The following is a 25528-nucleotide window of genomic DNA, read 5'->3' on the forward strand; positions in this document are numbered from 1 at the left end:
TTCTTTTCCCCCGTACTACGCGCACGTGCCCTGGAATTCACGGGGGGCCTGGTGGAGGCCCGCATCCGCGACTGGCTAGACGGGTTTTCGAAGGGGGAGGTTGCGTGCGAATTCGCTCACGTGCGTGAGGGGTGAACGAGGGTGAACGAGGGTGAACGGGCAGGTCACGGCAAGATCACCGACCTCGTCCCGCGCGCACGCCCCACCGGCTGTCGTGGCACGCTCCTGTCCGCACACATGATCAGGGGTGGGAAACGTGAGCGAGAAAGACAGGCCGGTCTCCGACGAGGAGTGGGCCGCGTTCGTCGAGGCGGCGAAGCAGGACGGGATCAGCACGGGCGGGGGTACGCGCTGGACCGCGCGCGGCCGAAAGACCAGGCCCGCGCGCCCTGATCCGCTACGGGAGGGGGAGCAGGAGCGGGAGCGGGGGCGGAAGCGCGGGGCCGTACTGGAGCTTCCGGGCTGGCGCACCGGCCCGGCGTGGCAGGAGCGGGACGGGCGGCGCAACCGCAGGCGTCAGGTGAAGGGGGTCGCGGGCTTCGCCGTCGCCCTTGCCGTACTTCTCGTCGCCCTCCGCCCGGAGCTGGTCACCGACCACCTGCCCGAGGGGCTGGGGGGCCCGGGGGACACCACGCCGCTGGCGGCCGAGAGTACCCGCCCGACCGCGGCGCCGTCCGAGGAGACGTTCCCGGACGAGCCGACCCCGCGCGAGCCGTTCCGTGGTTCCCCCGCGCTGAGGTGGGCCGACGGGGCCGCCGGGATCGAGACGCCGCGCGCCGAGGCCATGGGCTGGATGTCGAAGGACGAGGTCGCGGCCGCGCTCAGCGCGGCGAAGGAGTTCCTCGTCGCCGCCAACCTCGACCCGGTCGTCGTCGACGGCGGCCGGCCGACGGCGGCCCTGGCGCTGCTCGACCCGCTTCAGCCCGACGTCCGCTCCGGCATGGAGAAGGGCCTGACCAGGGCCACCGAGAAGAACGACCCCACTTTGTTGTTCAGCCGGTTCAGCCCGGCCGAGGCGAAGCTCGTGGGGTCAGTCGTGAAGACGCGGGGGCGGATGACCCTTGAGGCCGGCAAGGGCGCGGACGCGAACCGCGTCCTGATCCACACGGACTACACCTTCGTGTACCCCGTGGTGAAGGTGCGGCCGGGCGCCGACGAGGTCGCGCGCACGATCGCCCGCCGCGAGATCACCTTCGCGCTGCCCGACCCGGCTGTGTACCGGGTGACCAAGGGCAAGTTGTCGGTGAGCAGCATGAGTTCGAGCGTCGGCAACAGCGACTGCGACGGGCCGACGGACGGGTTCTTCCACCCGCTGTTCCGCGAGGACCTCCAGGCGTCTCCGGGCTCGGGCTCGGGCCCGGCCACGGACCCGTACGACCGGAGCAAGGGCCTCGGCGACCTCCCGAAGGAGTGCGGAAGGCTCACCCGCAGCTGAGCGGGGGAAGCCGAGCTACGTATCCGCGCCGGCCGCCGCCTCACGGCTTGTGTCACCGCTCCCGAGTGCGACGGTCACGCGGACCCGCATGGGCCCGTCCTCCCTCCGGGACAGCAGCACGACCTCCCTGACCTGCGCCGTCACACCGCCGATGAGGGCCTCGGCGGTCGTGGCGAGGGTGTGCGGATCGCGGCTGCGGCCGAGGGAGAGGTGCGGGGTGAACCCCCTGGCCCGGTCCCCGCACAACGGGAACCGGGCCTCCAGACCGGACCGCAGCCGCGCCCACGGCTCCTCGCCGTCCGCGCACGGGTCGAGCCATACGGTCGCGTCCTCACGGTGCCCGAACCAGTGCACTCCCTCCAGGCGGGCCCGGAACGGCGGCACCTCCCGCGCCGCCGCCGCGACGAGCGGGGCTGCCCGCTCGAAGTCCGCCTCCGGTACGAAGCCGAAGAGCACGTTCACGTGCGGCGGCCACCGGTGGATCTGCCGGTCGTGCGCGCGACGCACGTGTTGGATGGCGGGCCACAGCCGGCGGGGCGGTATCCACGCGACGGCGGTCCGCCCGGTCGGCGGCACCGCGAGCACCTCACCGGGCGGTACGGGCCCCTCGACCCGGGGCGGCAGCACAGCATCGAGCCGGTCGACCCCGGTGGCCCGGTCCCAGACGACCTCCCCGTCGACCTCGAAGAACACCACCCGATGCCAGGGAACCTCCCCACCGGGCACGAAGTCGGGGAGGCCGACGCGCTTGGGCTGGTCCGTCCCGCGCTCGTGGATCCCCATCACGAACCGCTCGGGGTCGAAGCGGTCGTCCCACAGCACGCGGTGGTAGATCTCGTCGCTGGTGTGCACGCGGGGCGAGTGCCCGCGAGGGGGACGGCTCACTCGGGGGCTTCTTTGCGTGGCGTGGCGCGGGGCCTTCGCGAGCCTCTGGCGCCGGCCGCCCTCGTTCTGAGTGTGGCGACCTCCGGCGGTGCGTCAAGGGCGCTCCCTGCGGTCGCGTCGGCTGCGCCGATTACACCCTTGACCCACCACCTCCGGTCGCAGGCGTTTCCGCGACCGGAGCGATGCCCGGCCCCCCACCCGCCGGGCTGCAGGCCGGTCGCGGGGTGGAGCGATGCCCGGTCTTCCGGGTGGCCCGGCCCCGCCAGAAGCTCGCGAGGGCCTGGACCTCGACGTACTCAGGCGGCCCGCGTTTCGAAGGTCGGTCTGCACGCGCGGCAGTGGCCTGGTTCCGGGGCTCTGAAGGCGCGGTCGCAGGTGTCGCAATTCTGGAGGGGGTCGGGGGCCTGCGCTGCGGCCGGTAGCGGTGGTGGCAGGAGGGCGGTGAGTCGGTGGGCCAGGAGGCCGGCCGGGTGGGCCAGGTCGTCGGGGAGGTTCGCGGCGAGCGCGCGGACGATGGCCTTGGGGTGGGCGCCGCGTTCCAGCCAGGTGGCTACGGCGGGAGCCAGACGGTGGATGTCGCGTTCGGCGAGGAGGAGCCGGGGCTCGTGGCAGCGCAGGCCGGCGAGGACGTCGGCGGCGGGTCGGTGCGCTTCCGGCAGCGGCGCGGGTGGAGTGGGTGGCGGGGCCGGGGATACGGGGCGGGGTACGGGTTCCGGGCGTCGCGCAGGCCCGGCGGGAGGCTCCGGCGGCGGAGGCGGCTCGGTGTCCGGAGGTGGCCAGTGATCCTGCGGCGGCTCGTGGTCCCGGGGCGTCGTGCGGGCGGGGGCTGGTTCAGCCCCTGGTCGGTTGTACGAGATCGTGCGCGGGGCGAGTCGGCCGTTGGGGAGGCGTTCGTTGAAGCGCTTGAGGTAGCCGTGGGCCTCCAGCTCGCGCATCGCACCGGCGATGCGCAGCTCGCTCTCGGGGAACCACGCGGCGAGGGCTTTGATGCCCACGGACGCACCAGTGGGCAGCGACTGGAGGTGGACGGCGAGCCCGATGGCGAGCAGGGAGAGCTCACGGTGCTGGGCGAGGTGGTTGCCGACGACCGTGTAGCGGGTCGTGTGGCGGACGTTGACGTGAATGAGCCCGGAGGCGCGCGAGGGCGCGCTAGGCTGCGGGGAAGCCATCAGGAAGCTACTACTTCCGTGTTGGTCAGGCCCTCGATCGGGATCGCTAGTCCCGGCCGGGGGCCGACGTCTGTCTGCGTTGTGTGGCGAGAGCATATGCCAGGCAACCAGCCCCGAATCCAGCCCAGTTGGCGCAGATCACCCGTGCGGGTGACGGCGAGTGATGGAGAGTCGCGGCGAGCGGCGGGGGAGGCTGGAGGGGTTGGGAGGGGTATTTCCTCTCTTGGTTCTTTAGCTCTTATAAGCGTCGTGCGTCACCGCATCGCGGCCGTTCGCGACGCGGTCCCGATCTCCGCCCAGACCGTCTTCCGCGGAACGGGCCCCGAGCTGACACCCCACCCGTCCACAACCTCCCGGGACAGAACAACTAGCCCGCACCCGGGGCCGACGACCGGCAGGCGGTCACCACGGGTGTCCGTCGCCTCGACGCGGAGAGCGTCCTCCGTGGCGCGAAGCGTCAGGCGGAAGTCCCTGCCGGCTGGGAGATCAACCCGGACGACGAGTCCGGCGCGGCGGTCGGGGCAGCGGTGGGGCGCCAGATCAGGATGTGGCGGGAGGCCAAGGGCCTCCGCGCGGCGGAGTTCGGCGAGCTGGTCGGTTACGGCGAGGACCTGGTCCGGAAGGTGGAGCGGGGGGTACGGATCCCCCGTCCGGAGTTCCTGGACAAGGTGGACGAGGCCCTGGGGGCGCGTGGGCTGATCTCGGCCATGAAGCGGGACGTGGTGGAGGTTCGGTACCCGAAGAGGGTGCGGGACTTGAAGAAGCTGGAGGCGCGAGCGGTCGAGTTCGGGCTCTACAGCACCATCAACATTCACGGTCTGCTGCAGACCAAGGACTTCGCGCGGGCCCTGCTGCGCACGTGGCGCCCGGCGTGCGGGCCGGAGGAGCTGGAGCGTCTGGTCGCCGCTCGTCTCGATCGGCATTCGGTGTTCGAAGGGTCTCCCGGCCCCGAGCTCAGCTTCGTCCAGGAAGAGGCGACGCTGCGGCGGCCCATCGGGGGGATGGTCCTGCGCGCTCAGCTCGAACGCCTTTTGGAGGTAGGGGGAGTTGCCCAACGTCGAGATCCAGGTGATGCCGACCGTGCGCGCTGACCATCCCGGTACGGCCGGGCTGATCGAGGTGCTGAAGTTCGGGGATGGCACCGCCGTGGGGCGCTCTGACGGAGACTTCAACGGCCGCCCGGTCTCCGAAGTCACCGAAGGCCCCCACCTCGCCTTCGCCCCGCGCGCGTGGGCGGGATTCGTCGCGTACGCCTGCGAGGGCTGACGCTCCCCCACGCGAAGAAACGGCTCAGCGGGCGGAGGTCGGCAGTGCCCGGTGGAGGACCAACTCGCGTACGTGCGTGGTGTCCAGCTCCGCCAAGGCCGCCGTGACGCCGTCGATGAGGACCACCCGGCCCTCGTTGTTGTGGGCGTAGATCAGGTTCCCGGTCGCTTCCTGGCCGCCGACCTCGCGGCGTACCCACACGAGCCCGCGCGTGTCCGGGCCCGGTTCCTGCAGGGCCCTGATCACGTCGTCCCAGTCGGTCACCGGCAGCGGCGCGAAGCCGGGGAAGTACCTGCGGTTCAGCCTGTCCCACCAGGCAGGGGCCTCGTGGGCCGGGCGCCAGGGCAGGGCGATCGACCGGTGGCCCCCGAGTGTGGAGTGCAGGGCCGCGACGCAGCCTCGGGCGTTGATGCGGCGCGCCTGGTTCCGCACGCGCGCGGTGGCCTCGCGTGCGGAACCCTGTTCCAGGTCCGCCAGCGGTGCGCTGGGCGCCGGGTGGAACGGGGAGCTTCCGTCCTTGGGCACGACGAGCGAGGCCGCGAGCATCGGCGAGCGCGGGTAGCCGGGCTGTGGGAGGGCCCGGCAGGACAGCAGCCAGGCCGTGTCCGTCTCGTACACGGGGTGCGGTACGGCGAGCTCGACGAGCCCGCCGTAGATCGCGCCCAGCCAGGCGGTCGCCTGCTGTACCGGGTTCGGTGTCTGCATCGTCGACGTGCGTCCTCAGTCCCAGGCCGCGCCCAGGACGGTGAGGCGGTCGCGGTACTCGATCACCTCACGCCACTCCGGCGGCCAGTACTTGATGCCGTGCCGCGCTCCGGCGAAGGCGCCCGCCAGGGCGGCGATGGAGTCGGAGTCGCCGGAGGAGTGCGCGGCGCGCCGCAGCGCGGCTCGCGCATCGCCGTCGACGACAAGAAAGCAGTACAGAGCTGTCGCGAGCGCTTCCTCCGCGACCCAGCCGGCTCCGACCGCGGCGCTGGGGTCCAGGTCCATGTTCAGGAACTCCGTCGGGTAGCCCATGGCGTCCCCGAAAGCGAGCCCGAACAGCACGCCGCTCGCCGGGCGACCGGCCGGACGGTGTGCCAGTTGTACCGCTCAGGGCCGCCCGGCTGGATCAGAGACTGGAGGTCCTCTTCGAAGCGGGGGTTGGTCGTCCGTTCGACGAAGCGGGGGGCATTGTCCTGTTCGAGGTTCATTCGAGTCTTTCTGTTTCCGGGCAGGGCTTCACCGCAGATCAGCTCAGTAATCCCACAGGGAGCCGAGGGCCACGATGCGATCCCGGTACTCCAACACCTTGACCCACTCCGGCACCCAGTACTTGGGCCCATGCTTCGCCCCGGCGAAGGCGCCGGCGAGGGCTGCGATGGAGTCGGAGTCTCCGGAGGAGTGCGCTCCTCGCACGATCGATCCACGAGCGTCGCCCTGGAGGACGAGGAAGCAGTACAGGGCGGCGGCAAGGGCTTCCTCGGCGACCCAGCCGGGCCCGACCGCCTCGGAGGGATCACGCTCCATGTCTGGGGTGCGGAGCGCGTCGGACACCTTGTCGAGGGCGCGCAGGCATTCGTCCCAACCGAATGCGATGTACGACGCGGGGTCCGGGGCCCCTGCCTTTTGGGCCAGGTTTCCCAGCCAGTCGGTGCGATACGTATGCCGTGACTCCCGTGCGTACGAGCGCAACTGGGGGAGGAGATCGTCAAGGTCACAGCCGTGCGAGAGGAGCCAGATGGCTTGGGCCGTCAGGTCACTCGCGGCGAGCGCGGTGGGGTGGCCGTGCGTCATCGCTGCCTGCAGCTGCGCGATCCCCGAGCGCTGCTCGGCCGACAGGCCGGGTACAAGGGCGACGGGAGCCACGCGCATGTTCGCGCCGCAGCCCTTGGAACTGATGACCGTGGCGTCCTGCCACGGAATGCCGCGTTCCAGTGCTGCGCACGCGTTCAGACAGGTCTGGCCAGGGGCGCGGTTGTTGTCCGGCGAGCGCAGCCACGCCACGAGGTGCTTGCGCAGGGCCGACTCGACCTGGGCGGGGGTGACGGACTGTGCCGCCCCCCAAGCCCCTCCTGTCGCGCGGGGACTCGTGGTGATGTCCGCCAGGGCTTCCCCGACGGCCAGCGCCATCTGGGTGTCGTCGGTCACCCGCACGATGTCGCCGGGGGAGAGAGGCAGCTCCATCTTTTGCCAGGGACCGAACGTGGCGGTGATCTGCTCCATGGTCAGGAACTCGGTGGGGTAGCCCATGGCATCCCCGAGCGCGAGGCCGAGCAGCACCCCCCTCGCCGCGCGCCACGGCCGCGCCCTGGGGGGATGCCCGGCGAGATCTTCGATCACGTCGGAGTTCGGAGCCTCAGCAGCCGAGCCTGGCACGACATGGCTGTGACTGGAAGGGCTCTGGGCCGCCATCTCGGCCAACGCTTCCGAAGGCGAGAGGCCGCGAGCCTTGGTCTCACGCAGCCGATCGATCCATGCTTCGCCCGAGACAGCGCGTCGACCGACCCAGTCGGCGGCCTCATCCTCGTCGTTTGCCCATACATAGCCGATTACCGCACCGTCGGTGTTTGCCACGGCGACGTACTGAACGGGTTTGCTGGTCTGGGAAACATATTGCGGAGGGCCAGCTGAAATATGCACCACCCCGTCGTCCAAGGTGTGCGGAGGGGTTGTCCGCTTGACGAAGCGGAGTTCTTGCTTCTTGTCGTTCATCTGCGGATTCCTTCTTAATTCCTCGACAGGACTTCCCCGTAGATCTGCCATTGGCCATTTTCGTCTTCGAAGGCCCGTGTCACGCGGTAGTTCGTGCCCCGCCCGAGCAGAAGCTCCCGCTCCCCGTTGCCGTAATGGCTGACCTTCTCCAACCACAGGGCATCGGTACCTTCGGGGACGCGCAGGTGCAGGATGCCCTGCTTGCCCTCGAAAGCCCCTACCGGATGATCGCCGAGTGAGGTGGACATATAGCCCGGGTCGCTCTCAGTCCTGCCCACCAGTTCCTCAGGCCTCCTGACACCGAGGTGGCCCACATCCTGCCCGCGTACCACCATGACATCCTCCGGCACCGGGCGGCCGGCGAGCCCCTTGTCGACCTCCTCGATGTTACGGAGGACATCTGGGGTGCCGAGGTCGGGATTCCCTCTGAGGTATCCGTTCATTTCCTTGTAGGTGGCGTAACGAGGATCCGCTGCTCCGGAGTGTTCGTCCGAGTAGTCGAAGAGCGACTTCTTGGTCGGGTCGGGAAGGCCGCTTGCGTAGTCGTTCCAGTGCTCCCGGCCGTAGGCGATCGCGTCGTTGCTGTGGGGGAAGGAAACAGCACCGTCGCTCAACTCGGCGGATGCGACCTGGTGCTTCTGCTCCGGGCTGAGGCCCCCGAACTCATCCGCTGAAACATGCGGCTCGTACGTGAAGCCACTGTCGCCGTGCCCCCCAGGCCCCTCATTGACCCCCTTCAGCTCCGGATACTGGTCGTCCAGGAACTCCTGGGCCGTCTTCGGGTCCACCGAGTCCGCGTGGACGGCCGGCTCGTCGACGTGGTGGGTGGGCTGGGCGAGGTCGTCCCACTTCGGGGCCACCGTCGCCTCGTCGGCCAGGGCGGTGGGGGTCGGGTGGGCGGCCGAGTCGGTGATCGTCCAGCCTGGAGGCAGCTGGGAGACCGCGTTGTCGGCGGCGCCGGCCGCGTTGTCGGCCATGCCGACCGTCGGGGGCCAATGGGGCTGAGGAGGGATGTTGTCCCCGTAGCGCACGCCCGCCGTCGCCGGGTTCGGCACCGCCGCCTGCAGCCCCTCGCGCGCGGCGGCGCGCAGGCCGCCGCCGGCGAAGCCCGTGCCCTTCGTGCCGAACAGTTCGGGGATGAGACGGCCGAGGAACTCGGCCGGGTCCTTCTTGAACCCCTCGACGGCGGCAGTCACCACGCGCTCGGGGTGGGCGACCGTGGAGACCAGGCCGGAGAGCGTCATCGAGACGTTCTGCATGTACTCGGCCGGGTGCGTCAGGTTGTACGGGTCGAACGGGATCAGGCCCCGGGCGAAGTTGACGAGCCCCGCCGTTCCCTTGAGGACACCGCCCACCACATGGGTCATCTCGGCGTTGTAGACCTGGAACCCGTCGACGATCTCGTTGCCGAGACGCGACAGCGGCGGCGGTTCGGCCGGGGCGTGGGCGAGGGCCTTGTCCACCCTGCCCTGGGCGTCGCTCGCGGCGGCGTTCCGCTGCTCGCGGGCCTGGGCCAGCCGGGCCCTGGCCTCTTCCATGAGCGACTTCGCGGCGCTCTCAGCCTGTGCGGCTTCGGCGGGCTTCTCGGTGGCACCGGCCGCCTTCTCGGCGGCGACGACTCTGGCGACCTCCTCCGCGGCCCGCTTGCCCCTCCGGTACATGTCGATGGCCTCGCCCGCCTGGCCCTGCGCCCACCGCACGGTCTCCGCGTACGCCTCCAGTGCGGCGGCGGCCGTCTCGCACGCGTCGGACGCGTGGAGCCACTTGGTGGGGTGGACGCCGAACTTCTCGCGGAAGGACTCGCCGCCCAGGCCCTTCCAGCGCGAGGAGTCGACCTTCCGCATGCCCTGGCCGACCTTCTCGAAGGCCGTCCGGAAGTCCTTCAGGTGCCCCGCGCTCTCGAGGATCTTGGCGGGGTTGCCGTGGACGAGCTCATTGGCCTCCTCGGTCTGGCCGAGCTGCTTCTCGCCCGGGGTCGCGCCGAGGTCCGACGCGACGCCGTCGCCCCAGTCCGTGACCGCGTCGGCGGCCCCGTGCATGCCGTACGAGTCCAGGCGCTCGCCGGCCTTGTCGGTCGCCCAGTCGACCCCCTCGCCCAGCGCCTTCTTTCCGGTGTCGATGCCGTCCTCGATGGCGCCGAGACCGTCGTTGATGCCGTCCTCGATGCCCTTCCCGAGGTCACCGAGGCCCTTGCCGATGTCGTCGAGCAGGCCACCCATCAGCCCTGTCCACCACCCGGCTGCTGCGCGGCCGCGGCGCGCTCCTCCGCCGAGGGGCCGAACATGTCGTCGAGCGCCTCTTCGTACTGGGCCTCGGTGACGCCGGCGTGGGAAGCCACCTGCTGCGGGCTCAGCCCGGGCAGACCGACCGTGTGGGAGGTGGCCAGATCGCGTCCCGCGTCCTTCCAGCCCTGGATCGAGTTCTCCTTCGCCCGCTCGAACGACTCGTCGCTGTAGTCGGCCCCGCCGAAGACCCCGGACGTGGCGACGTCACCCCAGCTCTGCTTCGTGACCTCGTCCTCGGTCGCATACGGGTTGCCGATCGCGGCGTTGGTCACGATCTTGAACGTGCCCTCCACGTACTGCTCGGTCTCGTAGTACGTACCGGCCGAGAGGCCCGTGGCCATGGCGAAGGCGTTGCCCTCGTTGATCAGGGCGCGCACCCCCCACTCCCAGCGCTCGCAGAACGAGGAGAACTTCTCCGTCAGCCCTTCGTGGCCCAGCGCCAGACCGGGCAGCGCGATGTCGCCGAAGCCGCGCCCGGCGCCGGCCCTGCTGTCCATCCCGAGTTCCTTGAGCTCGCTCAGCGCCAGCGTCAGGCCGTTCGCGATCTCGCCGAGACCGCTCGTCGCCAGTTCCTCGTTGCCCCCGCCCCCGCTCATCGCGCGGCCCCCCACTTCGCGTCCACCGCCGCCGTGACCGGCACGACTCCGACGACCGGTGGAAAGAGCACCGCGTGCTCGGCGCCGTCCGCCGCGTCCAGGGCCACGCCGCACGGCACCCCCGCGCTCGGCACGGCCACGTCCAGCAGCTTGGCACCGAGCACCGTCTCGTACTCCCACTCGACGCGGCCCTCGTCCTGGGTGAAGGCGTACCGGGCCAGCGCCGATTCGTCGGAGAACGCCAGGATCCACCGCACTCCGCCGAAGTCCGCGGTCAACCAGGCCCCATCCCGGCGCGGCACGACCACCGCCGTCGTCCGGAAGAGCTGCAGCACCGCGTCGAACTCGCGCCGGGCCTCCGCGGCGGCGTCCTGCGTGGCACCCGGCTCCGGCTCCGGCTGCGGCGGAGACCACGGTGGTGCGGAGCTCGGTGGGCTCGACGGAGGGGACCACGGTGCGGGAGACCAACCCACCTGCTCCCCGTCCGGTGTGGAACCGGTCGCCCTCGTGGGCTCGCCCTGAGGCTCGCCGGGCATGTCCGCGTAGTCAGCCAGCCGGGACCGCCGCAAAGGCCTGCCCGAGCTCTCCCCGTGCTCGATCACCGCGCCACCTTGGCACAGCGGACGAGGTGGTTCCCAGCCGCGTGGAGCCAATCCGTCCATGTCCGGGCAGACCGGACGGTCGACTGCGAAGACAGTGTGTGCAGAGTGCGTTCGCCGCGTGTGCGACGGGGGAGTGGAGCAGGCGGCGAGGCGGGCGCAGGGCTCGACCGTCGCCGGGCGGGACGACCACCCGCGTCTTATGGTCCGGGTATGAAGCCCAGGCCCGGGCGGGCGCTCACGTCGATCATGGTCGTGCTCACCCTGACCACCGGCATGATCGAGGCCGTCAGCTTTCTCGCGCTCGGGCCGGTCTTCACCGCCATGCAGACCGGGAACCTGCTCCTGCTGGCGTTCGCGCTCACCGGTGCCGCGGGGCTCTCGCCGGCCGCCGCCGGGGTGTCCTGTGCCGGGTTCGTGGCCGGCGCGGTGCTCGGGTCGCTGTTCGAGTCGAGCGTGGACGCTCGTGAGCGTCGGTGGTTCGCTCCCGCGCTGCTCGCCGAGGGGGTGCTGCTGGGCGCCGGGGCGCTCGCCGCCTGGCACGCCGGGGTCGACGGGCCCCCGGCGGCGCCCGCGGGCGGACACCATTTCGGGGTGATCGCCTTCGTCGCGGCCGCCATGGGGGTCCGCAACATCACCACCCTGCGGGTGCGGGTCCCCGACGTGCCCACGACGCTGTCCACGCGTGCCCTGACCGCGTTCCTCGGCGGTCTGCCGCATGTCGCGGACCCGCGCATCGGCTCGGGCGCCCGCCACGAGGGGCGACGGTTCGCCTCGATCGGAGCGATGTTCGCGGGGGGTGTCCTGGGCGCCTGGATGCTGCGCGAGGGAGTCGGCCCGGCCGTCGTCCTGGCCGTTCCGTGCCTGCTGGTCCTGCTGCTCGGGGCCGGTTCCTGGGCCGTGCCCGCGCGGCGTACGTCCGAGCCCGGCTGACCCCTCCGGGAGGGGGCCACGGCCCGCACGGGCTCCCGATCAGCGCCGATCCGGCCCCCTCGGAGGGTCGGCGTTTGACTTGCGTCACGTCCGGGGTATTCTCTCCGGCTCGATTGGCCAGCCCAGCATCCCGTATGGCAGACTGTCGGGGTTGCTCGGTTGAGTGCCGATGCTGCGCGCCTCCCGTCGGGAGGACCGGAAGCGAGTCCCACAGTACTCGTCGACCCCTCGGGTCGGACGTACGGGAATCTTCCGGGAAGTGTCAGCGGGGTGCCGGCCAGGCACTCGGGTGGTGTTCTGCCCCCCGGCTTCGCGGTTCTGGGAACCGCACCCCCTTGGTTGGGAGATCCCTAGGGATTTCTGCGTAGAGGGAGTGCGACACGCCCGACCGCGTGGGTCGGAGGCGGAGTCAAGAGATCCCCCGAGTACCAGAGCGTTACTAGACAAAGGACTACTGAGTAGCCATGGCGGGACAGAAGATCCGCATCCGGCTCAAGGCCTACGACCACGAGGTCATCGACTCCTCGGCGAAGAAGATCGTCGAGACGGTGACTCGCACTGGTGCGTCGGTCGCGGGCCCGGTGCCGCTGCCCACTGAGAAGAACGTGTACTGCGTCATCAAGTCGCCGCACAAGTACAAGGACTCGCGCGAGCACTTCGAGATGCGCACGCACAAGCGCCTCATCGACATCCTCGACCCCACGCCGAAGACGGTTGACTCGCTCATGCGCCTCGACCTGCCGGCGGGCGTCGACATCGAGATCAAGCTCTGAGGTGACGCGCGAGATGGCTAAGAACATCAAGGGCATCCTGGGCGAGAAGCTCGGCATGACGCAGGTCTGGGACGAGAACAACCGGGTCGTCCCGGTGACCGTCGTCAAGGCCGGCCCCAATGTCGTGACCCAGGTGCGTACCAACGACATCGACGGCTACGAGTCGGTCCAGATCGCCTTCGGCGAGATCGACCCGCGCAAGGTGAACAAGCCCCTCAAGGGCCACTTCGCCAAGGCCGACGTCACCCCGCGCCGCCACCTGGTGGAGCTCCGTACCGCTGACGCCTCCGAGTACACGCTCGGCCAGGAGATCACCGCCGAGGTCTTCGAGGCCGGCGTGAAGGTCGACGTCACCGGTAAGAGCAAGGGCAAGGGCTTCGCCGGTGTCATGAAGCGCCACAACTTCCGTGGTGGCAAGGCTTCGCACGGTGCCCACCGCGTGCACCGCAAGCCCGGTTCGATCGGTGGCTGCGCCACCCCGGGCCGTGTCTTCAAGGGCATGCGCATGGCCGGCCGCATGGGTAACGAGCGCGTGACCACCCAGAACCTGACCGTTCACGCCGTTGACGCGGAGAAGGGCCTGCTCCTGATCAAGGGTGCGGTTCCTGGTCCGAACGGCGGCCTCGTCCTGGTCCGCACCGCGGCCAAGGGGGCCTGAGGATATGAGCACCATTGACATTCTGTCGCCCTCCGGCGACAAGACCGGGACCGTCGAGCTCCCGGCCGAGATCTTCGAGGCCAAGGTCAGCATCCCGCTGATCCACCAGGTCGTCGTCGCGCAGCTGGCCGCCGCCCGTCAGGGCACGCACAAGGTCAAGACGCGTGGCGAGGTCCGTGGTGGTGGCAAGAAGCCTTACCGCCAGAAGGGCACCGGCCGCGCCCGTCAGGGTTCGACCCGCGCCCCGCAGTTCGCCGGTGGTGGCGTCGTGCACGGTCCCGTGCCGCGTGACTACTCGCAGCGCACCCCCAAGAAGATGAAGGCCGCCGCCCTCCGCGGTGCCCTCTCCGACCGGGCGACCCACTCCCGCATCCACGTCGTCTCCGGCGTGGTCGAGGGTGGCATCTCCACCAAGGCCGCCAAGACGCTGTTCGGCAAGATCTCGGAGCGCAAGAACCTGCTCCTGGTCGTCGAGCGTTCCGACGAGGCCGCGTGGCTGTCCGCCCGCAACCTGCCCCAGGTCCACATCCTGGAGCCGGGCCAGCTGAACACGTACGACGTGATGCGATCCGACGACGTGGTCTTCACCCAGGCCGCCCTCGAGTCCTTCGTGTCTGGCCCCAAGGCCGCTGACAACGAAGGGAGCGAGGCCTGATGTCCGAGGCCACGATCACCAGCAAGACCTTCACGGACCCGCGTGACATCCTCGTCAAGCCGGTTGTTTCCGAGAAGAGCTACGCGCTGCTCGACGAGAACAAGTACACGTTCATCGTTGCGCCCGGCGCCAACAAGACCCAGATCAAGCAGGCCGTCGAGGCGGTCTTCTCGGTCAAGGTCACCGGGGTCAACACGATCAACCGTCAGGGTAAGCGCAAGCGCACCCGCACCGGTTTCGGCAAGCGCGCCAACACCAAGCGCGCCATCGTGACCCTTGCCGAGGGCAACCGTATCGACATCTTCGGCGGCCCGACCGCCTGACGGCGGTCGAGTCGTCCGGAATCGGACGAGGACTGAGAAATGGGAATCCGCAAGTACAAGCCGACTACGCCGGGCCGTCGTGGCTCCTCCGTAGCCGACTTCGTCGAGATCACGCGGTCCACGCCGGAGAAGTCGCTGGTCCGCCCCCTGCACAGCAAGGGCGGCCGTAACAACGCCGGTCGTGTGACCGTTCGCCACCAGGGTGGCGGACACAAGCGCGCCTACCGCGTGATCGACTTCCGTCGTCACGACAAGGACGGCGTGCCGGCCAAGGTCGCGCACATCGAGTACGACCCCAACCGCACCGCGCGCATCGCGCTGCTGCACTACGCCGACGGCGAGAAGCGCTACATCATCGCGCCGCGCGGTCTGCAGCAGGGTGACCGGATTGAGAACGGCCCTGGCGCCGACATCAAGCCGGGCAACAACCTCGCGCTCCGCAACATCCCGGTCGGTACCACGATCCACGCGATCGAGCTCCGTCCCGGTGGTGGCGCCAAGTTCGCCCGTTCCGCGGGTGCCTCGGTGCAGCTGCTCGCGAAGGAGGGCACGATGGCCCACCTTCGTATGCCCTCCGGTGAGATCCGCCTGGTCGACGCGCGCTGCCGCGCGACCGTCGGTGAGGTCGGCAACGCCGAGCAGTCGAACATCAACTGGGGCAAGGCCGGCCGTATGCGGTGGAAGGGCGTTCGCCCGACCGTCCGTGGTGTCGCGATGAACCCGGTTGACCACCCGCACGGTGGTGGTGAGGGCAAGACCAGCGGTGGTCGTCACCCTGTGTCCCCGTGGGGCAAGAAGGAAATGCGTACTCGCGACCGTAACAAGGCCAGCGACAAGTACATCGTCCGCCGCCGCAAGACGAACAAGAAGCGCTAGGAGCGGGTTTAGATGCCGCGCAGTCTCAAGAAGGGACCCTTCGTTGACGGCCACCTCGTAAAGAAGGTGGACGCTCAGAACGAAGCCGGTACCAAGAACGTCATCAAGACCTGGTCCCGTCGCTCGATGATCATCCCGGCCATGCTCGGCCACACGATCGCGGTGCACAACGGCAAGACCCACATTCCGGTGTTTGTCACCGAGTCGATGGTCGGCCACAAGCTCGGCGAGTTCTCGCCGACGCGCACCTTCCGGGGTCACGTCAAGGACGACCGGAAGTCGAAGCGCCGCTAGTAGCGGGGTGGAATGACCATGACAGACACTGGAAGGACAACCATGGAAGCCAGGGCCCAGGCGCGGTACATCCGCGTTACGCCCATGAAGGCCCGCCGTGTGGTGGACCTTATCCGTGGCATGGATGCCACGGAGGCTCAGGCGGTCCTGCGTTTCGCCCCGCAGGCCGCGAGCGTGCCGGTCGGCAAGGTGCTGGACAGCGCCATCGCCAACGCCGCGCACAACTACGACCACAGTGACGCCTCTTCGCTGTACATCAGCGAGGCGTACGTGGATGAGGGCCCGACCCTGAAGCGGTTCCGTCCGCGTGCCCAGGGCCGTGCCTACCGGATCCGTAAGCGGACCAGCCACATCACCGTGGTCGTCAGCAGCAAGGAAGGAACCCGGTAATGGGCCAGAAGGTTAACCCGCATGGGTTCCGGCTCGGCATCACCACGGACTTCAAGTCCCGCTGGTACGCCGACAAGCTGTACAAGGACTACGTCAAGGAAGACGTCGCCATCCGTCGGATGATGACGTCCGGCATGGAGCGCGCCGGCATCTCGAAGGTTGAGATCGAGCGCACCCGTGACCGCGTGCGGGTGGACATCCACACCGCGCGTCCCGGCATCGTCATCGGCCGCCGTGGCGCCGAGGCCGACCGCATCCGCGGCGACCTCGAGAAGCTCACGGGCAAGCAGGTCCAGCTGAACATCCTCGAGGTCAAGAACCCCGAGGTCGACGCTCAGCTCGTGGCCCAGGCCGTTGCCGAGCAGCTGTCCTCCCGCGTCTCCTTCCGTCGGGCCATGCGCAAGAGCATGCAGTCCGCCATGAAGGCCGGCGCCAAGGGCATCAAGATCCAGTGTGGTGGCCGTCTCGGCGGCGCCGAGATGTCCCGCTCGGAGTTCTACCGCGAGGGTCGTGTGCCGCTGCACACGCTCCGTGCGAACGTCGAGTACGGCTTCTTCGAGGCCAAGACCACCTTCGGCCGCATCGGCGTGAAGGTCTGGATCTACAAGGGCGACGTCAAGAACATCGCCGAGGTTCGCGCCGAGAACGCCGCAGCCCGCGCCGGCAACCGTCCGGCTCGTGGCGGCGCTGACCGCCCGGCCGGCCGCGGTGGCCGTGGTGGCGAGCGTGGCGGTCGCGGCCGCAAGCCGCAGCAGTCGGCTCCCGCCGCCGACGCCCCCAAGGCCGAGGCTGCTGCCGCTGCTCCGGCTGAGAGCACCGGAACGGAGGCCTGACCGAAATGCTGATCCCCCGTAGGGTCAAGCACCGCAAGCAGCACCACCCGAAGCGCAGCGGTATGTCCAAGGGTGGTACGCAGGTTGCGTTCGGCGAGTACGGCATTCAGGCCCTCACTCCGGCGTACGTGACCAACCGCCAGATCGAGGCGGCTCGTATCGCGATGACCCGCCACATCAAGCGTGGCGGCAAGGTCTGGATCAACATCTACCCGGACCGCCCGCTGACCAAGAAGCCTGCCGAGACCCGCATGGGTTCCGGTAAGGGTTCGCCGGAGTGGTGGATCGCGAACGTCAAGCCCGGTCGGGTGATGTTCGAGCTGTCCTACCCGAACGAGAAGATCGCGCGCGAGGCCCTGACCCGTGCGGCCCACAAGCTGCCGATGAAGTGCAAGATCGTGAAGCGCGAAGCAGGTGAGCTGTGATGACCGCCGGTACCAAGGCGTCCGAGCTGCGCGAGCTGGGCAACGAGGAGCTTGTCGCCAAGCTCCGCGAGGCCAAGGAAGAGCTGTTCAACCTCCGCTTCCAGGCGGCGACGGGCCAGCTCGAGAACCACGGTCGGCTCAAGTCCGTCCGTAAGGACATCGCCCGGATCTACACCCTGATGCGTGAGCGCGAGCTGGGCATCGAGACGGTGGAGAACGCCTGATGAGCGAGAGCAACGTGACTGAGAACAGCGAGCGCAACGCCCGCAAGGTCCGCGAGGGCCTCGTCGTCAGCGACAAGATGGACAAGACCGTCGTCGTCGCTGTCGAGGACCGCGTCAAGCACGCGCTGTACGGCAAGGTCATCCGCCGTACGAACAAGCTCAAGGCTCACGACGAGACCAACGCTGCCGGCATCGGCGACCGCGTCCTCCTGATGGAGACCCGGAAGCTGTCCGCCACGAAGCACTGGCGCGTCGTCGAGATCCTCGAGAAGGCCAAGTAAGCACTTGAAGGGGTAACCCTTCGAGTTCGTTCCGCCAGGCTCGGCAGGGGCATTCCGGTGCCCCTGCCGGGAACCGGCAGACAATCAGGAGATAGACGTGATCCAGCAGGAGTCGCGACTGCGTGTCGCCGACAACACTGGTGCCAAGGAGATCCTTTGCATCCGTGTTCTCGGTGGTTCCGGTCGCCGCTACGCGGGCATCGGTGACGTCATCGTCGCCACCGTCAAGGACGCGATCCCCGGTGGCAACGTGAAGAAGGGTGACGTCGTCAAGGCGGTCATCGTTCGCACCGTCAAGGAGCGCCGCCGCCAGGACGGCTCGTACATCCGCTTCGACGAGAACGCCGCTGTCATTCTCAAGAACGACGGCGACCCTCGCGGCACCCGTATCTTCGGCCCGGTCGGCCGTGAGCTGCGCGAGAAGAAGTTCATGAAGATCATCTCGCTCGCGCCGGAGGTGCTGTAAGCATGAAGATCAAGAAGGGCGACCTGGTCCAGGTCATCACCGGTAAGGACAAGGGCAAGCAGGGCAAGGTCATCACGGCCTTCCCCGCCGAGAACCGCGTCCTGGTCGAGGGTGTCAACCGGGTCAAGAAGCACACCAAGGCCGGCCCCTCGCAGGCCGGTGGCATCGTCACGACCGAGGCGCCGGTCCACGTCTCCAACGTCCAGCTGGTCGTTGAGAAGGACGGCAAGAAGGTCGTCACGCGCGTCGGTTACCGCTTTGACGACGAGGGCAACAAGATCCGCGTTGCCAAGCGGACGGGTGAGGACATCTGATGGCTACCACCACCACTCCGCGTCTCAAGACGAAGTACCGCGAGGAGATCGCGGGCAAGCTGCGTGAGGAGTTCTCCTACGAGAACGTCATGCAGATCCCCGGCCTCGTGAAGATCGTGGTCAACATGGGTGTGGGCGACGCCGCCCGCGACTCCAAGCTGATCGAGGGCGCCATCCGCGACCTCACCACGATCACCGGTCAGAAGCCGGCCGTCACCAAGGCCCGTAAGTCCATCGCGCAGTTCAAGCTGCGTGAGGGCCAGCCGATCGGTGCGCACGTCACCCTCCGTGGCGACCGCATGTGGGAGTTCCTGGACCGCACCCTGTCGCTCGCGCTCCCGCGCATCCGCGACTTCCGTGGTCTGTCCCCCAAGCAGTTCGACGGGCGTGGCAACTACACCTTCGGTCTCACGGAGCAGGTCATGTTCCACGAGATCGACCAGGACAAGATCGACCGTGTCCGGGGTATGGACATCACCGTGGTCACCACGGCGACCAACGACGCTGAGGGCCGCGCCCTTCTCCGTCACCTCGGCTTCCCGTTCAAGGAGGCGTAAGCGAGATGGCGAAGAAGGCTCTCATCGCGAAGGCTGCCCGCAAGCCCAAGTTCGGCGTGCGTGCGTACACCCGCTGCCAGCGCTGCGGTCGTCCCCACTCCGTGTACCGCAAGTTCGGCCTGTGCCGCGTCTGCCTTCGTGAGATGGCTCACCGTGGCGAGCTGCCGGGCGTGACCAAGAGCTCCTGGTAATTCCCTCCCACCCGTCGCCCGACCACCGCCCCTCAAGGGCGGCCCTTCGGGCCGGCGGATTGGATTGGGATAACCGGAGTCTCTCGGTAAGCAAAGGGTTGGCGGAGGCCCACCCCTCCATGGCTTAGGCTAGGAGGGTTGGGCGTCCGCCGCCCGTACGACTTACTACGCCGTAGGTCCCCGCGCCGCACCCGTCCCGCCCCTGTGTGGGGAGAGGGATGGCGCATACAGGAAACCCCGGCGAGAGAGGCCGAAGGCCAATTCATGACCATGACTGATCCGATCGCAGACATGCTCACGCGTCTGCGTAACGCGAACTCGGCATACCACGACACCGTGACGATGCCGCACAGCAAGATCAAGTCTCACATCGCGGAAATCCTCCAGCAGGAGGGCTTCATCACGGGCTGGAAGGTCGAGGACGCCGAGGTCGGCAAGAACCTCGTCCTCGAGCTCAAGTTCGGTCCGAACCGTGAGCGCTCCATCGCGGGCATCAAGCGGATCTCGAAGCCGGGCCTCCGGGTTTACGCGAAGTCCACCAACCTGCCGAAGGTTCTCGGCGGCCTGGGCGTGGCGATCATCTCCACGTCCCACGGTCTCCTGACCGGCCAGCAGGCAGGCAAGAAGGGCGTAGGTGGGGAAGTCCTCGCCTACGTCTGGTAGTCGGGAACGGAGGAATAGCTAATGTCGCGTATTGGCAAGCTGCCTATCCAGGTTCCCGCCGGCGTGGACGTCACCATCGAGGGCCGCTCGGTCACGGTGAAGGGTTCCAAGGGCACCCTGACCCACACCGTTGCCGCTCCGATCGAGATCGTTAAGGGCGAGGACGGCGTTCTCAACGTCACCCGTCCGAACGACGAGCGTCAGAACAAGGCCCTTCACGGCCTGTCCCGCACGCTGGTGGCCAACATGATCACCGGTGTGACCCAGGGTTACGTGAAGGCGCTCGAGATCAGCGGTGTCGGTTACCGCGTTGCCGCGAAGGGCTCCAACCTGGAGTTCCAGCTCGGCTACAGCCACCCGATCCTGGTCGAGGCGCCCGAGGGCATCTCGTTCAAGGTCGAGTCGCCGACCAAGTTCTCGGTCGAGGGCATCGACAAGCAGAAGGTCGGCGAGGTCGCGGCGAACATCCGCAAGCTGCGGAAGCCCGACCCGTACAAGGCCAAGGGCGTCAAGTACGCCGGCGAGGTCATCCGCCGCAAGGTCGGAAAGGCTGGTAAGTAAGCCATGGCATACGGTGTGAAGATCGCCAAGGGCGACGCTTACAAGCGTGCCGCCAAGGCCCGCCGTCACATCCGCATCCGCAAGAACGTGTCGGGTACGGCGGAGCGTCCGCGCCTCGTCGTGACGCGTTCCAACCGCGGTATCACCGCTCAGGTCATCGACGACCTCAAGGGCCACACCCTTGCGTCCGCGTCGAACCTGGACGCGTCGATCCGCGGCGGCGAGGGTGACAAGTCCGCGCAGGCCAAGCAGGTCGGTGCTCTCGTCGCTGAGCGCGCCAAGGCCGCCGGTGTCGAGGCTGTCGTGTTCGACCGTGGTGGCAACAGGTACGCCGGGCGCATTGCCGCTCTGGCTGACGCCGCCCGCGAAGCCGGGCTGAAGTTCTAAGCCCCGGTTCCGGGACTAACGGACGTAACAGAGAGAGGTAATCCAATGGCTGGACCCCAGCGCCGCGGAAGCGGTGCCGGTGGCGGCGAGCGGCGGGACCGGAAGGGTCGCGACGGTGGCGCCGCTGCCGCCGAGAAGACCGCGTACGTCGAGCGCGTAGTCGCGATCAACCGCGTCGCCAAGGTTGTCAAGGGTGGTCGTCGCTTCAGCTTCACCGCGCTGGTCGTGGTGGGCGACGGTGACGGCACCGTGGGTGTCGGTTACGGCAAGGCCAAGGAGGTGCCGGCCGCCATCGCCAAGGGTGTTGAGGAGGCCAAGAAGCACTTCTTCAAGGTCCCCCGTATCCAGGGCACCATCCCGCACCCGATCCAGGGCGAGAAGGCCGCGGGCGTCGTCCTGCTCAAGCCGGCTTCCCCCGGTACCGGCGTTATCGCCGGTGGCCCGGTGCGTGCCGTGCTCGAGTGCGCCGGCGTTCACGACATCCTGTCGAAGTCGCTCGGCTCCGACAACGCGATCAACATCGTGCACGCGACCGTGGAGGCCCTGAAGGGCCTGCAGCGTCCCGAGGAGATCGCGGCTCGCCGTGGTCTGCCGCTCGAGGACGTCGCCCCCGCGGCTCTCCTTCGTGCGCGTGCGGGAGCGGGTGCGTAATGGCCCGTCTCAAGATCACGCAGACGAAGTCGTACATCGGTAGCAAGCAGAACCACCGCGACACCCTGCGTTCGCTCGGGCTCAAGCGCCTGAACGACGTGGTCGTCAAGGAGGACCGCCCCGAGTTCCGCGGAATGGTGCACACCGTCCGCCACCTCGTGACGGTCGAGGAGGTCGACTGACATGGCGGAGAACAACCCGCTGAAGGTCCACAACCTCCGTCCCGCCCCGGGCGCCAAGACCGCCAAGACCCGTGTGGGTCGTGGTGAGGCGTCGAAGGGTAAGACGGCCGGTCGTGGTACGAAGGGCACCAAGGCCCGTTACCAGGTTCCGCAGCGCTTCGAGGGTGGGCAGATGCCCCTCCACATGCGTCTGCCGAAGCTCAAGGGCTTCAAGAACCCGTTCCGCACCGAGTTCCAGGTCGTGAACCTGGACAAGCTGGCCGCGCTCTACCCGCAGGGTGGCGAGGTCACGGTGGCCGACCTGGTCGCCAAGGGTGCGGTTCGCAAGAACCAGCTCGTCAAGGTGCTCGGCACCGGCGAGATCACCGTGGCGCTGCAGGTTTCGGTTGACGCCGTCTCCGGCTCCGCCAAGGAGAAGATCGCCGCCGCTGGTGGCACCGTCACCGAGCTCGTCTGAGTCTCGGCCTGACAGCACGGAGCCCGGCCGGTTCCCCCTCGGGGGAGCCGGCCGGGCTTCTTGCGTGCCGGGCCCCTGTGGGCGGCCGGCGAAGGGGCCGCGCGAGGCCACTCGTCCGGGTGCGGCCGGTCGTGACGACCCCGGCCCGGGGCCGTCCGGCCGCTGAGGCCGCGTGAGGGGGCGTCGAGGGCTCGTACGGGCTCGTACGTGGGCGTACGGGGTCTTAGGGGACTCCCGTACGGGGCCGTGGGGGCACGAACTCCTCGAACGGTGGCCGATACCGGGTTGACGTGCCCAGGAGACGTTTCCCGCTGGCTGTACGGCCGGGTATGGTAGCGGCTGTTAGCTTCCCCGGCAGTCTGCGCTTGTTGCGTGCGGCTGCCGTGTTCTGTAACCGCTCACATTCAAACCGTCACCCTCACGCGCGTAACGCGGGGGTCGCAGGAGGCACCGTGCTCACCGCGTTCGCCCGGGCGTTCAAGACGCCCGACCTGCGCAAGAAGCTGCTCTTCACGCTCGGCATCATCGTGCTGTACCGCCTCGGGGCACACATCCCCGTACCCGGTGTCAGCTACCAGGCCGTGCAGCAGTGTGTGGACCAGGCGAGCCAGGGCAACAACTCCCTGTTCGGCCTGGTGAACATGTTCTCCGGCGGGGCACTGCTGCAGATCACCATCTTCGCGCTCGGCATCATGCCGTACATCACGGCGAGCATCATCCTGCAGCTGCTGACCGTGGTGATCCCTCGCCTGGAGGCCCTCAAGAAGGAGGGGCAGTCGGGCACCGCCAAGATCACGCAGTACACGCGTTATCTGACGATCGCGCTCGCCGTCCTCCAGGGCACGGGCCTCGTCGCCACCGCCAAGAGCGGTGCGCTGTTCAGCGGCTGCACGGTGGCCAACCAGGTCGTTCCGGACCCGTCCATCTTCACCATCGCCACCATGGTCATCACGATGACCGCCGGTACGGCCGTCGTCATGTGGCTCGGTGAGCTCATCACCGACCGCGGCATCGGCAACGGCATGTCGATCCTGATGTTCATCTCGATCGCCGCCGGCTTCCCGGGCGCGCTGTGGAAGATCAAGGTCGAGGGTGACCTGGCCGACGGCTGGATCGAGTTCGGCACCGTGATCCTCGTCGGCTTCGCGATGGTCGGCCTCGTCGTCTTCGTCGAGCAGGCCCAGCGCCGCATCCCGGTGCAGTACGCGAAGCGGATGATCGGCCGCAGGTCCTACGGCGGAACGTCCACTTATATCCCGCTCAAGGTGAACCAGGCAGGTGTGATTCCTGTCATCTTCGCCTCGTCGCTGCTCTACATCCCGGCCTTGATCGCTCAGTTCTCCAGCTCCAGCGCGGGGTGGAAGACCTGGATCGAAGCCCACTTCGTCAAGGGTGACCACCCCTACTACATCGCTACGTACTTCCTCCTGATCGTGTTCTTCGCCTTCTTCTACGTGGCGATCTCGTTCAACCCCGAGGAAGTCGCGGACAACATGAAGAAGTATGGTGGCTTCATCCCGGGTATCCGGGCTGGTCGACCTACTGCCGAGTACCTGAGCTACGTGCTCAACAGGATCACTTGGCCGGGCTCGCTGTATCTGGGTCTGATCGCTCTTGTGCCGACGATGGCGTTGGCGGGCTTCGGCGGTGCCAATGCCAACTTCCCCTTCGGTGGGACGAGCATCCTCATCATCGTGGGTGTGGGGCTGGAGACCGTGAAGCAGATCGAGAGCCAGCTCCAGCAGCGCAATTACGAAGGGTTCCTCCGCTGATGCGAATCGTCCTCGTCGGACCGCCCGGGGCCGGGAAGGGTACGCAGGCCGCGTTCCTTGCCAAGAACCTGGACATTCCGCACATCTCCACCGGTGACCTGTTCCGTGCCAACATCTCTCAGGGCACGGAGCTGGGCATGAAGGCCAAGGCGTACATGGACGCCGGCGACCTGGTGCCCGACGAGGTGACCATCGGGATGGCCAAGGACCGCATGGAGCAGCCCGACGCCGTCAACGGCTTCCTGCTCGACGGCTTCCCGCGCAACGTGGCCCAGGCCGAGGCGCTGGACGTGGTCCTGAAGGCCGAGGACATGCAGCTGGACGCGGTCCTGGACCTGGAGGTCCCCGAGGACGAGGTCGTGAAGCGGATCGCGGGTCGCCGCATCTGCCGCAACGACAGCGCGCACGTGTTCCACCTGACGTACAACGCTCCGAAGACCGAGGGCGTCTGCGACGTCTGCGGCGGCGAGCTCTTCCAGCGCCCGGACGACTCCGAGGAGACGGTCCGCCGGCGCCTGGAGGTCTACCACACGCAGACCGAGCCGATCATCGACTACTACCGGGCGCAGAACCTGGTCGTGACGATCACGGCGCTCGGCAAGGTGGACGAGGTCACCGCGAAGGCGATGGCCGCGCTCAAGAAGTAACCCTGGTTCGTTCGACACGGCCGCGGTGCCCCTGGGGGGCGCCGCGGCCGTATCGTTGTTCTGTCCCTGGTACGCGTAAGGAAAGGCCCCGCCACGATGGTGCAGATCAAGACCCCCGAGCAGATCGCGAAGATGCGCGAGGCGGGGCTGGTCGTCGCCGCCATCCACGCGGCCACGCGTGAGGCGGCCGTGCCGGGCGCGACGACGAAGGACCTGGACGAGGTCGCCCGCAAGGTCATCGCGGACCACGGCGCGAAGTCGAACTTCCTGGGGTACGGCGGTTTCCCCGCGACGATCTGCACCTCGGTGAACGAGGTCGTCGTCCACGGCATCCCGGACGAGAAGACCGTCCTGAAGGACGGCGACATCATCTCCGTCGACGCCGGCGCGATCATCGACGGCTGGCACGGCGACGCCGCGTACACCGCCTTCGTCGGCACCGGTCACTCCCCGGAGCTGATCGAGCTCTCCCGGGTGACCGAGGAGTCGATGTGGGCCGGTATCGCCGCGATGAAGGCCGGCAACCGGCTGGTGGACATCTCGCGGGCGATCGAGACGTACATCCGCCGGCAGCCGAAGCCGGGCGGCGGCAAGTACGGCATCGTCGAGGAGTACGGCGGCCACGGCATCGGCACCGAGATGCACATGGACCCGCACCTGCTGAACTACGTCACCCGCAAGCGCGGCAAGGGCCCGAAGCTGGTTCCCGGCTTCTGCCTGGCGATCGAGCCGATGGTGGCCCTCGGCACCCCGCGCACGGAGGTCCTGGAGGACGACTGGACGGTCGTCTCCACGGACGGTACCTGGTCCTCCCACTGGGAGCACTCGGTGGCGCTGACGGAGGAAGGCCCCCTGGTCCTGACCGCCCCCGACGGCGGCAAGGCCAAGCTGGCCGAGCTGGGCGTCGTGGCGGCGCCGGATCCCCTGGCGTAAGGGCCGTGCATCCCTGGCGTAAGGGGCGCGTACTGCGGTGTGGCTCCTTGCGTAAGGATCTTTGCCGGTGGGCAAACTCTCCGGATTCGTCTTTTCCAGGGGCCTGACGTAGACTGATGCGTCGGCTCTCGTGTACCCGTGTGTCCGCACACG

Annotated in this window: 33 protein-coding genes and 2 pseudogenes; 27 read left to right on the top strand and 8 right to left on the bottom strand. The window is 68.5% G+C overall.

The window, feature by feature from the left end; all coding sequences use genetic code 11:
• Positions 1-256: 256 nt before the first annotated feature.
• Positions 257-1435 (top strand): hypothetical protein, encoded by a 1179-nt coding sequence (locus tag ACF09C_RS32240; protein WP_392096657.1) that lies wholly within the window; start codon positions 257-259, stop codon positions 1433-1435.
• A gap of 15 nt (positions 1436-1450) precedes the next feature.
• On the opposite strand, the gene ACF09C_RS32245 is transcribed toward ACF09C_RS32240, so the two are convergent.
• Together ACF09C_RS32245 and ACF09C_RS32250 are read right to left on the bottom strand one after the other, a co-directional pair.
• Positions 1451-2320: an RNA repair domain-containing protein gene (locus ACF09C_RS32245; protein ID WP_392096659.1), complete on the bottom strand. Its 870-nt coding sequence runs from the start codon at positions 2318-2320 to the stop codon at positions 1451-1453.
• 296 nt (positions 2321-2616) lie between these two features.
• Entirely contained in the window at positions 2617-3489 is an 873-nt protein-coding gene (locus ACF09C_RS32250) for a helix-turn-helix domain-containing protein (RefSeq protein ID WP_392096661.1), read from the bottom strand.
• Positions 3490-3974: 485 nt separating this feature from the next.
• Here ACF09C_RS32250 and ACF09C_RS32255 point away from each other — a divergent pair.
• Positions 3975-4680, top strand: a pseudogene (locus ACF09C_RS32255) (helix-turn-helix transcriptional regulator); the annotation flags it as partial.
• 99 nt (positions 4681-4779) lie between these two features.
• On the opposite strand, the gene ACF09C_RS32260 reads toward ACF09C_RS32255, so the two are convergent.
• The 6 genes and pseudogenes from ACF09C_RS32260 to ACF09C_RS32285 form a co-directional block, all read right to left on the bottom strand.
• The gene (locus ACF09C_RS32260; protein WP_392096662.1) at positions 4780-5460 is read right to left on the bottom strand and encodes a toxin glutamine deamidase domain-containing protein; all 681 of its coding nucleotides are present in this window, start codon (positions 5458-5460) and stop codon (positions 4780-4782) included.
• A gap of 15 nt (positions 5461-5475) precedes the next feature.
• Positions 5476-5742 (bottom strand): annotated as a pseudogene (locus tag ACF09C_RS32265) (ADP-ribosylglycohydrolase family protein); the annotation flags it as partial.
• A gap of 249 nt (positions 5743-5991) precedes the next feature.
• Positions 5992-7074, bottom strand: coding sequence for an ADP-ribosylglycohydrolase family protein (locus ACF09C_RS32270; protein ID WP_392096978.1), 1083 nt, complete (start codon positions 7072-7074; stop codon positions 5992-5994).
• Positions 7075-7463: 389 nt separating this feature from the next.
• Positions 7464-9668 carry a putative T7SS-secreted protein gene (locus ACF09C_RS32275; RefSeq protein WP_392096663.1) on the bottom strand — a complete coding sequence of 735 codons (2205 nt, stop codon included), beginning with the start codon at positions 9666-9668 and terminating at the stop codon, positions 7464-7466.
• The gene (locus ACF09C_RS32280; RefSeq protein WP_392096665.1) at positions 9668-10330 is read right to left on the bottom strand and encodes a hypothetical protein; all 663 of its coding nucleotides are present in this window, start codon (positions 10328-10330) and stop codon (positions 9668-9670) included. Before ACF09C_RS32280 ends, ACF09C_RS32275 begins: the two co-directional genes overlap by 1 nt.
• The gene (locus tag ACF09C_RS32285; protein ID WP_392096666.1) at positions 10327-10608 is read right to left on the bottom strand and encodes a hypothetical protein; all 282 of its coding nucleotides are present in this window, start codon (positions 10606-10608) and stop codon (positions 10327-10329) included. The genes ACF09C_RS32280 and ACF09C_RS32285 overlap by 4 nt, the downstream gene beginning before the upstream one ends.
• 534 nt (positions 10609-11142) lie before the next feature.
• Between ACF09C_RS32285 and ACF09C_RS32290 the strand changes: the two genes are divergently transcribed.
• The 25 genes from ACF09C_RS32290 to map all read left to right on the top strand — a co-directional run bounded on the left by ACF09C_RS32290 (position 11143) and on the right by map (position 25375).
• Positions 11143-11862, top strand: coding sequence for a YoaK family protein (locus ACF09C_RS32290; RefSeq protein ID WP_392096668.1), 720 nt, complete (start codon positions 11143-11145; stop codon positions 11860-11862).
• Positions 11863-12326: 464 nt separating this feature from the next.
• Positions 12327-12635 carry a 30S ribosomal protein S10 gene (gene rpsJ, locus ACF09C_RS32295; RefSeq protein ID WP_003948644.1) on the top strand — a complete coding sequence of 103 codons (309 nt, stop codon included), beginning with the start codon at positions 12327-12329 and terminating at the stop codon, positions 12633-12635.
• 13 nt (positions 12636-12648) lie between these two features.
• Positions 12649-13293, top strand: coding sequence for a 50S ribosomal protein L3 (rplC, locus tag ACF09C_RS32300; protein WP_361965481.1), 645 nt, complete (start codon positions 12649-12651; stop codon positions 13291-13293).
• A gap of 4 nt (positions 13294-13297) precedes the next feature.
• A complete protein-coding gene (rplD, locus tag ACF09C_RS32305; protein WP_352188384.1) occupies positions 13298-13948 on the top strand; it encodes a 50S ribosomal protein L4 in 651 nt (216 codons plus the stop codon).
• Positions 13948-14271, top strand: a complete 324-nt coding sequence (gene rplW, locus ACF09C_RS32310; RefSeq protein ID WP_352188385.1) for a 50S ribosomal protein L23 — start codon at positions 13948-13950, stop codon at positions 14269-14271. Before rplD ends, rplW begins: the two co-directional genes overlap by 1 nt.
• 39 nt (positions 14272-14310) lie before the next feature.
• The gene (rplB, locus tag ACF09C_RS32315) at positions 14311-15147 is read left to right on the top strand and encodes a 50S ribosomal protein L2 (RefSeq protein ID WP_362013644.1); all 837 of its coding nucleotides are present in this window, start codon (positions 14311-14313) and stop codon (positions 15145-15147) included.
• Positions 15148-15159: 12 nt separating this feature from the next.
• Positions 15160-15441, top strand: coding sequence for a 30S ribosomal protein S19 (gene rpsS, locus ACF09C_RS32320; protein ID WP_015035577.1), 282 nt, complete (start codon positions 15160-15162; stop codon positions 15439-15441).
• Between the two features lie 42 nt (positions 15442-15483).
• Positions 15484-15831, top strand: coding sequence for a 50S ribosomal protein L22 (gene rplV, locus ACF09C_RS32325; RefSeq protein WP_030208989.1), 348 nt, complete (start codon positions 15484-15486; stop codon positions 15829-15831).
• The gene (rpsC, locus tag ACF09C_RS32330; RefSeq protein WP_392096671.1) at positions 15831-16664 is read left to right on the top strand and encodes a 30S ribosomal protein S3; all 834 of its coding nucleotides are present in this window, start codon (positions 15831-15833) and stop codon (positions 16662-16664) included. The genes rplV and rpsC overlap by 1 nt, the downstream gene beginning before the upstream one ends.
• 5 nt (positions 16665-16669) lie before the next feature.
• Positions 16670-17089 (top strand): 50S ribosomal protein L16, encoded by a 420-nt coding sequence (rplP, locus tag ACF09C_RS32335; protein WP_015035580.1) that lies wholly within the window; start codon positions 16670-16672, stop codon positions 17087-17089.
• Positions 17089-17313, top strand: coding sequence for a 50S ribosomal protein L29 (rpmC, locus tag ACF09C_RS32340; protein WP_361445390.1), 225 nt, complete (start codon positions 17089-17091; stop codon positions 17311-17313). Before rplP ends, rpmC begins: the two co-directional genes overlap by 1 nt.
• Complete coding sequence (gene rpsQ / locus ACF09C_RS32345; RefSeq protein ID WP_362013647.1) at positions 17313-17594, top strand: 30S ribosomal protein S17; 282 nt, start codon at positions 17313-17315, stop codon at positions 17592-17594. The genes rpmC and rpsQ overlap by 1 nt, the downstream gene beginning before the upstream one ends.
• 97 nt (positions 17595-17691) lie before the next feature.
• Positions 17692-18060: a 50S ribosomal protein L14 gene (rplN, locus tag ACF09C_RS32350; RefSeq protein ID WP_003956455.1), complete on the top strand. Its 369-nt coding sequence runs from the start codon at positions 17692-17694 to the stop codon at positions 18058-18060.
• Positions 18061-18062: 2 nt separating this feature from the next.
• Positions 18063-18374 (top strand): 50S ribosomal protein L24, encoded by a 312-nt coding sequence (gene rplX / locus ACF09C_RS32355; RefSeq protein ID WP_041130777.1) that lies wholly within the window; start codon positions 18063-18065, stop codon positions 18372-18374.
• Positions 18374-18931, top strand: a complete 558-nt coding sequence (rplE, locus tag ACF09C_RS32360; RefSeq protein WP_030788262.1) for a 50S ribosomal protein L5 — start codon at positions 18374-18376, stop codon at positions 18929-18931. The genes rplX and rplE overlap by 1 nt, the downstream gene beginning before the upstream one ends.
• 5 nt (positions 18932-18936) lie before the next feature.
• Positions 18937-19122, top strand: a complete 186-nt coding sequence (locus ACF09C_RS32365) for a type Z 30S ribosomal protein S14 (protein WP_003956452.1) — start codon at positions 18937-18939, stop codon at positions 19120-19122.
• A 264-nt stretch (positions 19123-19386) separates the two neighbouring features.
• Positions 19387-19785 (top strand): 30S ribosomal protein S8, encoded by a 399-nt coding sequence (rpsH, locus tag ACF09C_RS32370; RefSeq protein WP_030209003.1) that lies wholly within the window; start codon positions 19387-19389, stop codon positions 19783-19785.
• Between the two features lie 21 nt (positions 19786-19806).
• Positions 19807-20346 (top strand): 50S ribosomal protein L6, encoded by a 540-nt coding sequence (gene rplF / locus ACF09C_RS32375; RefSeq protein ID WP_361667570.1) that lies wholly within the window; start codon positions 19807-19809, stop codon positions 20344-20346.
• A gap of 3 nt (positions 20347-20349) precedes the next feature.
• Positions 20350-20733, top strand: coding sequence for a 50S ribosomal protein L18 (rplR, locus tag ACF09C_RS32380; protein WP_015035587.1), 384 nt, complete (start codon positions 20350-20352; stop codon positions 20731-20733).
• 45 nt (positions 20734-20778) lie between these two features.
• A complete protein-coding gene (gene rpsE / locus ACF09C_RS32385; RefSeq protein ID WP_030201551.1) occupies positions 20779-21384 on the top strand; it encodes a 30S ribosomal protein S5 in 606 nt (201 codons plus the stop codon).
• A complete protein-coding gene (gene rpmD, locus ACF09C_RS32390) occupies positions 21384-21566 on the top strand; it encodes a 50S ribosomal protein L30 (protein ID WP_005313525.1) in 183 nt (60 codons plus the stop codon). The genes rpsE and rpmD overlap by 1 nt, the downstream gene beginning before the upstream one ends.
• Position 21567: 1 nt before the next feature.
• On the top strand, positions 21568-22023 hold the full coding sequence (gene rplO / locus ACF09C_RS32395) for a 50S ribosomal protein L15 (protein ID WP_362013650.1): 456 nt from the start codon (positions 21568-21570) through the stop codon (positions 22021-22023).
• A gap of 452 nt (positions 22024-22475) precedes the next feature.
• The gene (secY, locus tag ACF09C_RS32400) at positions 22476-23795 is read left to right on the top strand and encodes a preprotein translocase subunit SecY (RefSeq protein ID WP_392096674.1); all 1320 of its coding nucleotides are present in this window, start codon (positions 22476-22478) and stop codon (positions 23793-23795) included.
• Positions 23795-24442, top strand: a complete 648-nt coding sequence (locus ACF09C_RS32405) for an adenylate kinase (protein WP_392096676.1) — start codon at positions 23795-23797, stop codon at positions 24440-24442. Before secY ends, ACF09C_RS32405 begins: the two co-directional genes overlap by 1 nt.
• A 96-nt stretch (positions 24443-24538) precedes the next feature.
• Positions 24539-25375: a type I methionyl aminopeptidase gene (map, locus tag ACF09C_RS32410; RefSeq protein WP_392096677.1), complete on the top strand. Its 837-nt coding sequence runs from the start codon at positions 24539-24541 to the stop codon at positions 25373-25375.
• Positions 25376-25528 lie beyond the last annotated feature (153 nt).

This window comes from Streptomyces sp. NPDC014870 (genome assembly GCF_043081505.1).
Classification (GTDB): Bacteria; Actinomycetota; Actinomycetes; order Streptomycetales; family Streptomycetaceae; genus Streptomyces.

Coding starts and splice junctions, on each gene's coding strand:
- ACF09C_RS32405 (WP_392096676.1), top strand. CDS start 23,795: ATGCGAATCGTCCTCGTCGGACCGCCCGGGGCCGGGAAGGGTACGCAG.
- rplO (WP_362013650.1), top strand. CDS start 21,568: ATGGCGGAGAACAACCCGCTGAAGGTCCACAACCTCCGTCCCGCCCCG.
- rpsS (WP_015035577.1), top strand. CDS start 15,160: ATGCCGCGCAGTCTCAAGAAGGGACCCTTCGTTGACGGCCACCTCGTA.
- rplD (WP_352188384.1), top strand. CDS start 13,298: ATGAGCACCATTGACATTCTGTCGCCCTCCGGCGACAAGACCGGGACC.
- rpmD (WP_005313525.1), top strand. CDS start 21,384: ATGGCCCGTCTCAAGATCACGCAGACGAAGTCGTACATCGGTAGCAAG.
- ACF09C_RS32275 (WP_392096663.1), bottom strand. CDS start 9,668: ATGGGTGGCCTGCTCGACGACATCGGCAAGGGCCTCGGTGACCTCGGG.
- ACF09C_RS32290 (WP_392096668.1), top strand. CDS start 11,143: ATGAAGCCCAGGCCCGGGCGGGCGCTCACGTCGATCATGGTCGTGCTC.
- rpsJ (WP_003948644.1), top strand. CDS start 12,327: ATGGCGGGACAGAAGATCCGCATCCGGCTCAAGGCCTACGACCACGAG.
- rplX (WP_041130777.1), top strand. CDS start 18,063: ATGAAGATCAAGAAGGGCGACCTGGTCCAGGTCATCACCGGTAAGGAC.
- ACF09C_RS32280 (WP_392096665.1), bottom strand. CDS start 10,330: ATGAGCGGGGGCGGGGGCAACGAGGAACTGGCGACGAGCGGTCTCGGC.
- map (WP_392096677.1), top strand. CDS start 24,539: ATGGTGCAGATCAAGACCCCCGAGCAGATCGCGAAGATGCGCGAGGCG.
- rplW (WP_352188385.1), top strand. CDS start 13,948: ATGTCCGAGGCCACGATCACCAGCAAGACCTTCACGGACCCGCGTGAC.
- ACF09C_RS32365 (WP_003956452.1), top strand. CDS start 18,937: ATGGCGAAGAAGGCTCTCATCGCGAAGGCTGCCCGCAAGCCCAAGTTC.
- rplR (WP_015035587.1), top strand. CDS start 20,350: ATGGCATACGGTGTGAAGATCGCCAAGGGCGACGCTTACAAGCGTGCC.
- rplB (WP_362013644.1), top strand. CDS start 14,311: ATGGGAATCCGCAAGTACAAGCCGACTACGCCGGGCCGTCGTGGCTCC.
- rpmC (WP_361445390.1), top strand. CDS start 17,089: ATGACCGCCGGTACCAAGGCGTCCGAGCTGCGCGAGCTGGGCAACGAG.
- rplP (WP_015035580.1), top strand. CDS start 16,670: ATGCTGATCCCCCGTAGGGTCAAGCACCGCAAGCAGCACCACCCGAAG.
- rplE (WP_030788262.1), top strand. CDS start 18,374: ATGGCTACCACCACCACTCCGCGTCTCAAGACGAAGTACCGCGAGGAG.
- rplF (WP_361667570.1), top strand. CDS start 19,807: ATGTCGCGTATTGGCAAGCTGCCTATCCAGGTTCCCGCCGGCGTGGAC.
- ACF09C_RS32250 (WP_392096661.1), bottom strand. CDS start 3,489: ATGGCTTCCCCGCAGCCTAGCGCGCCCTCGCGCGCCTCCGGGCTCATT.
- ACF09C_RS32260 (WP_392096662.1), bottom strand. CDS start 5,460: ATGCAGACACCGAACCCGGTACAGCAGGCGACCGCCTGGCTGGGCGCG.
- rpsE (WP_030201551.1), top strand. CDS start 20,779: ATGGCTGGACCCCAGCGCCGCGGAAGCGGTGCCGGTGGCGGCGAGCGG.
- rpsQ (WP_362013647.1), top strand. CDS start 17,313: ATGAGCGAGAGCAACGTGACTGAGAACAGCGAGCGCAACGCCCGCAAG.
- rplV (WP_030208989.1), top strand. CDS start 15,484: ATGGAAGCCAGGGCCCAGGCGCGGTACATCCGCGTTACGCCCATGAAG.
- rplC (WP_361965481.1), top strand. CDS start 12,649: ATGGCTAAGAACATCAAGGGCATCCTGGGCGAGAAGCTCGGCATGACG.
- rpsC (WP_392096671.1), top strand. CDS start 15,831: ATGGGCCAGAAGGTTAACCCGCATGGGTTCCGGCTCGGCATCACCACG.
- rpsH (WP_030209003.1), top strand. CDS start 19,387: ATGACCATGACTGATCCGATCGCAGACATGCTCACGCGTCTGCGTAAC.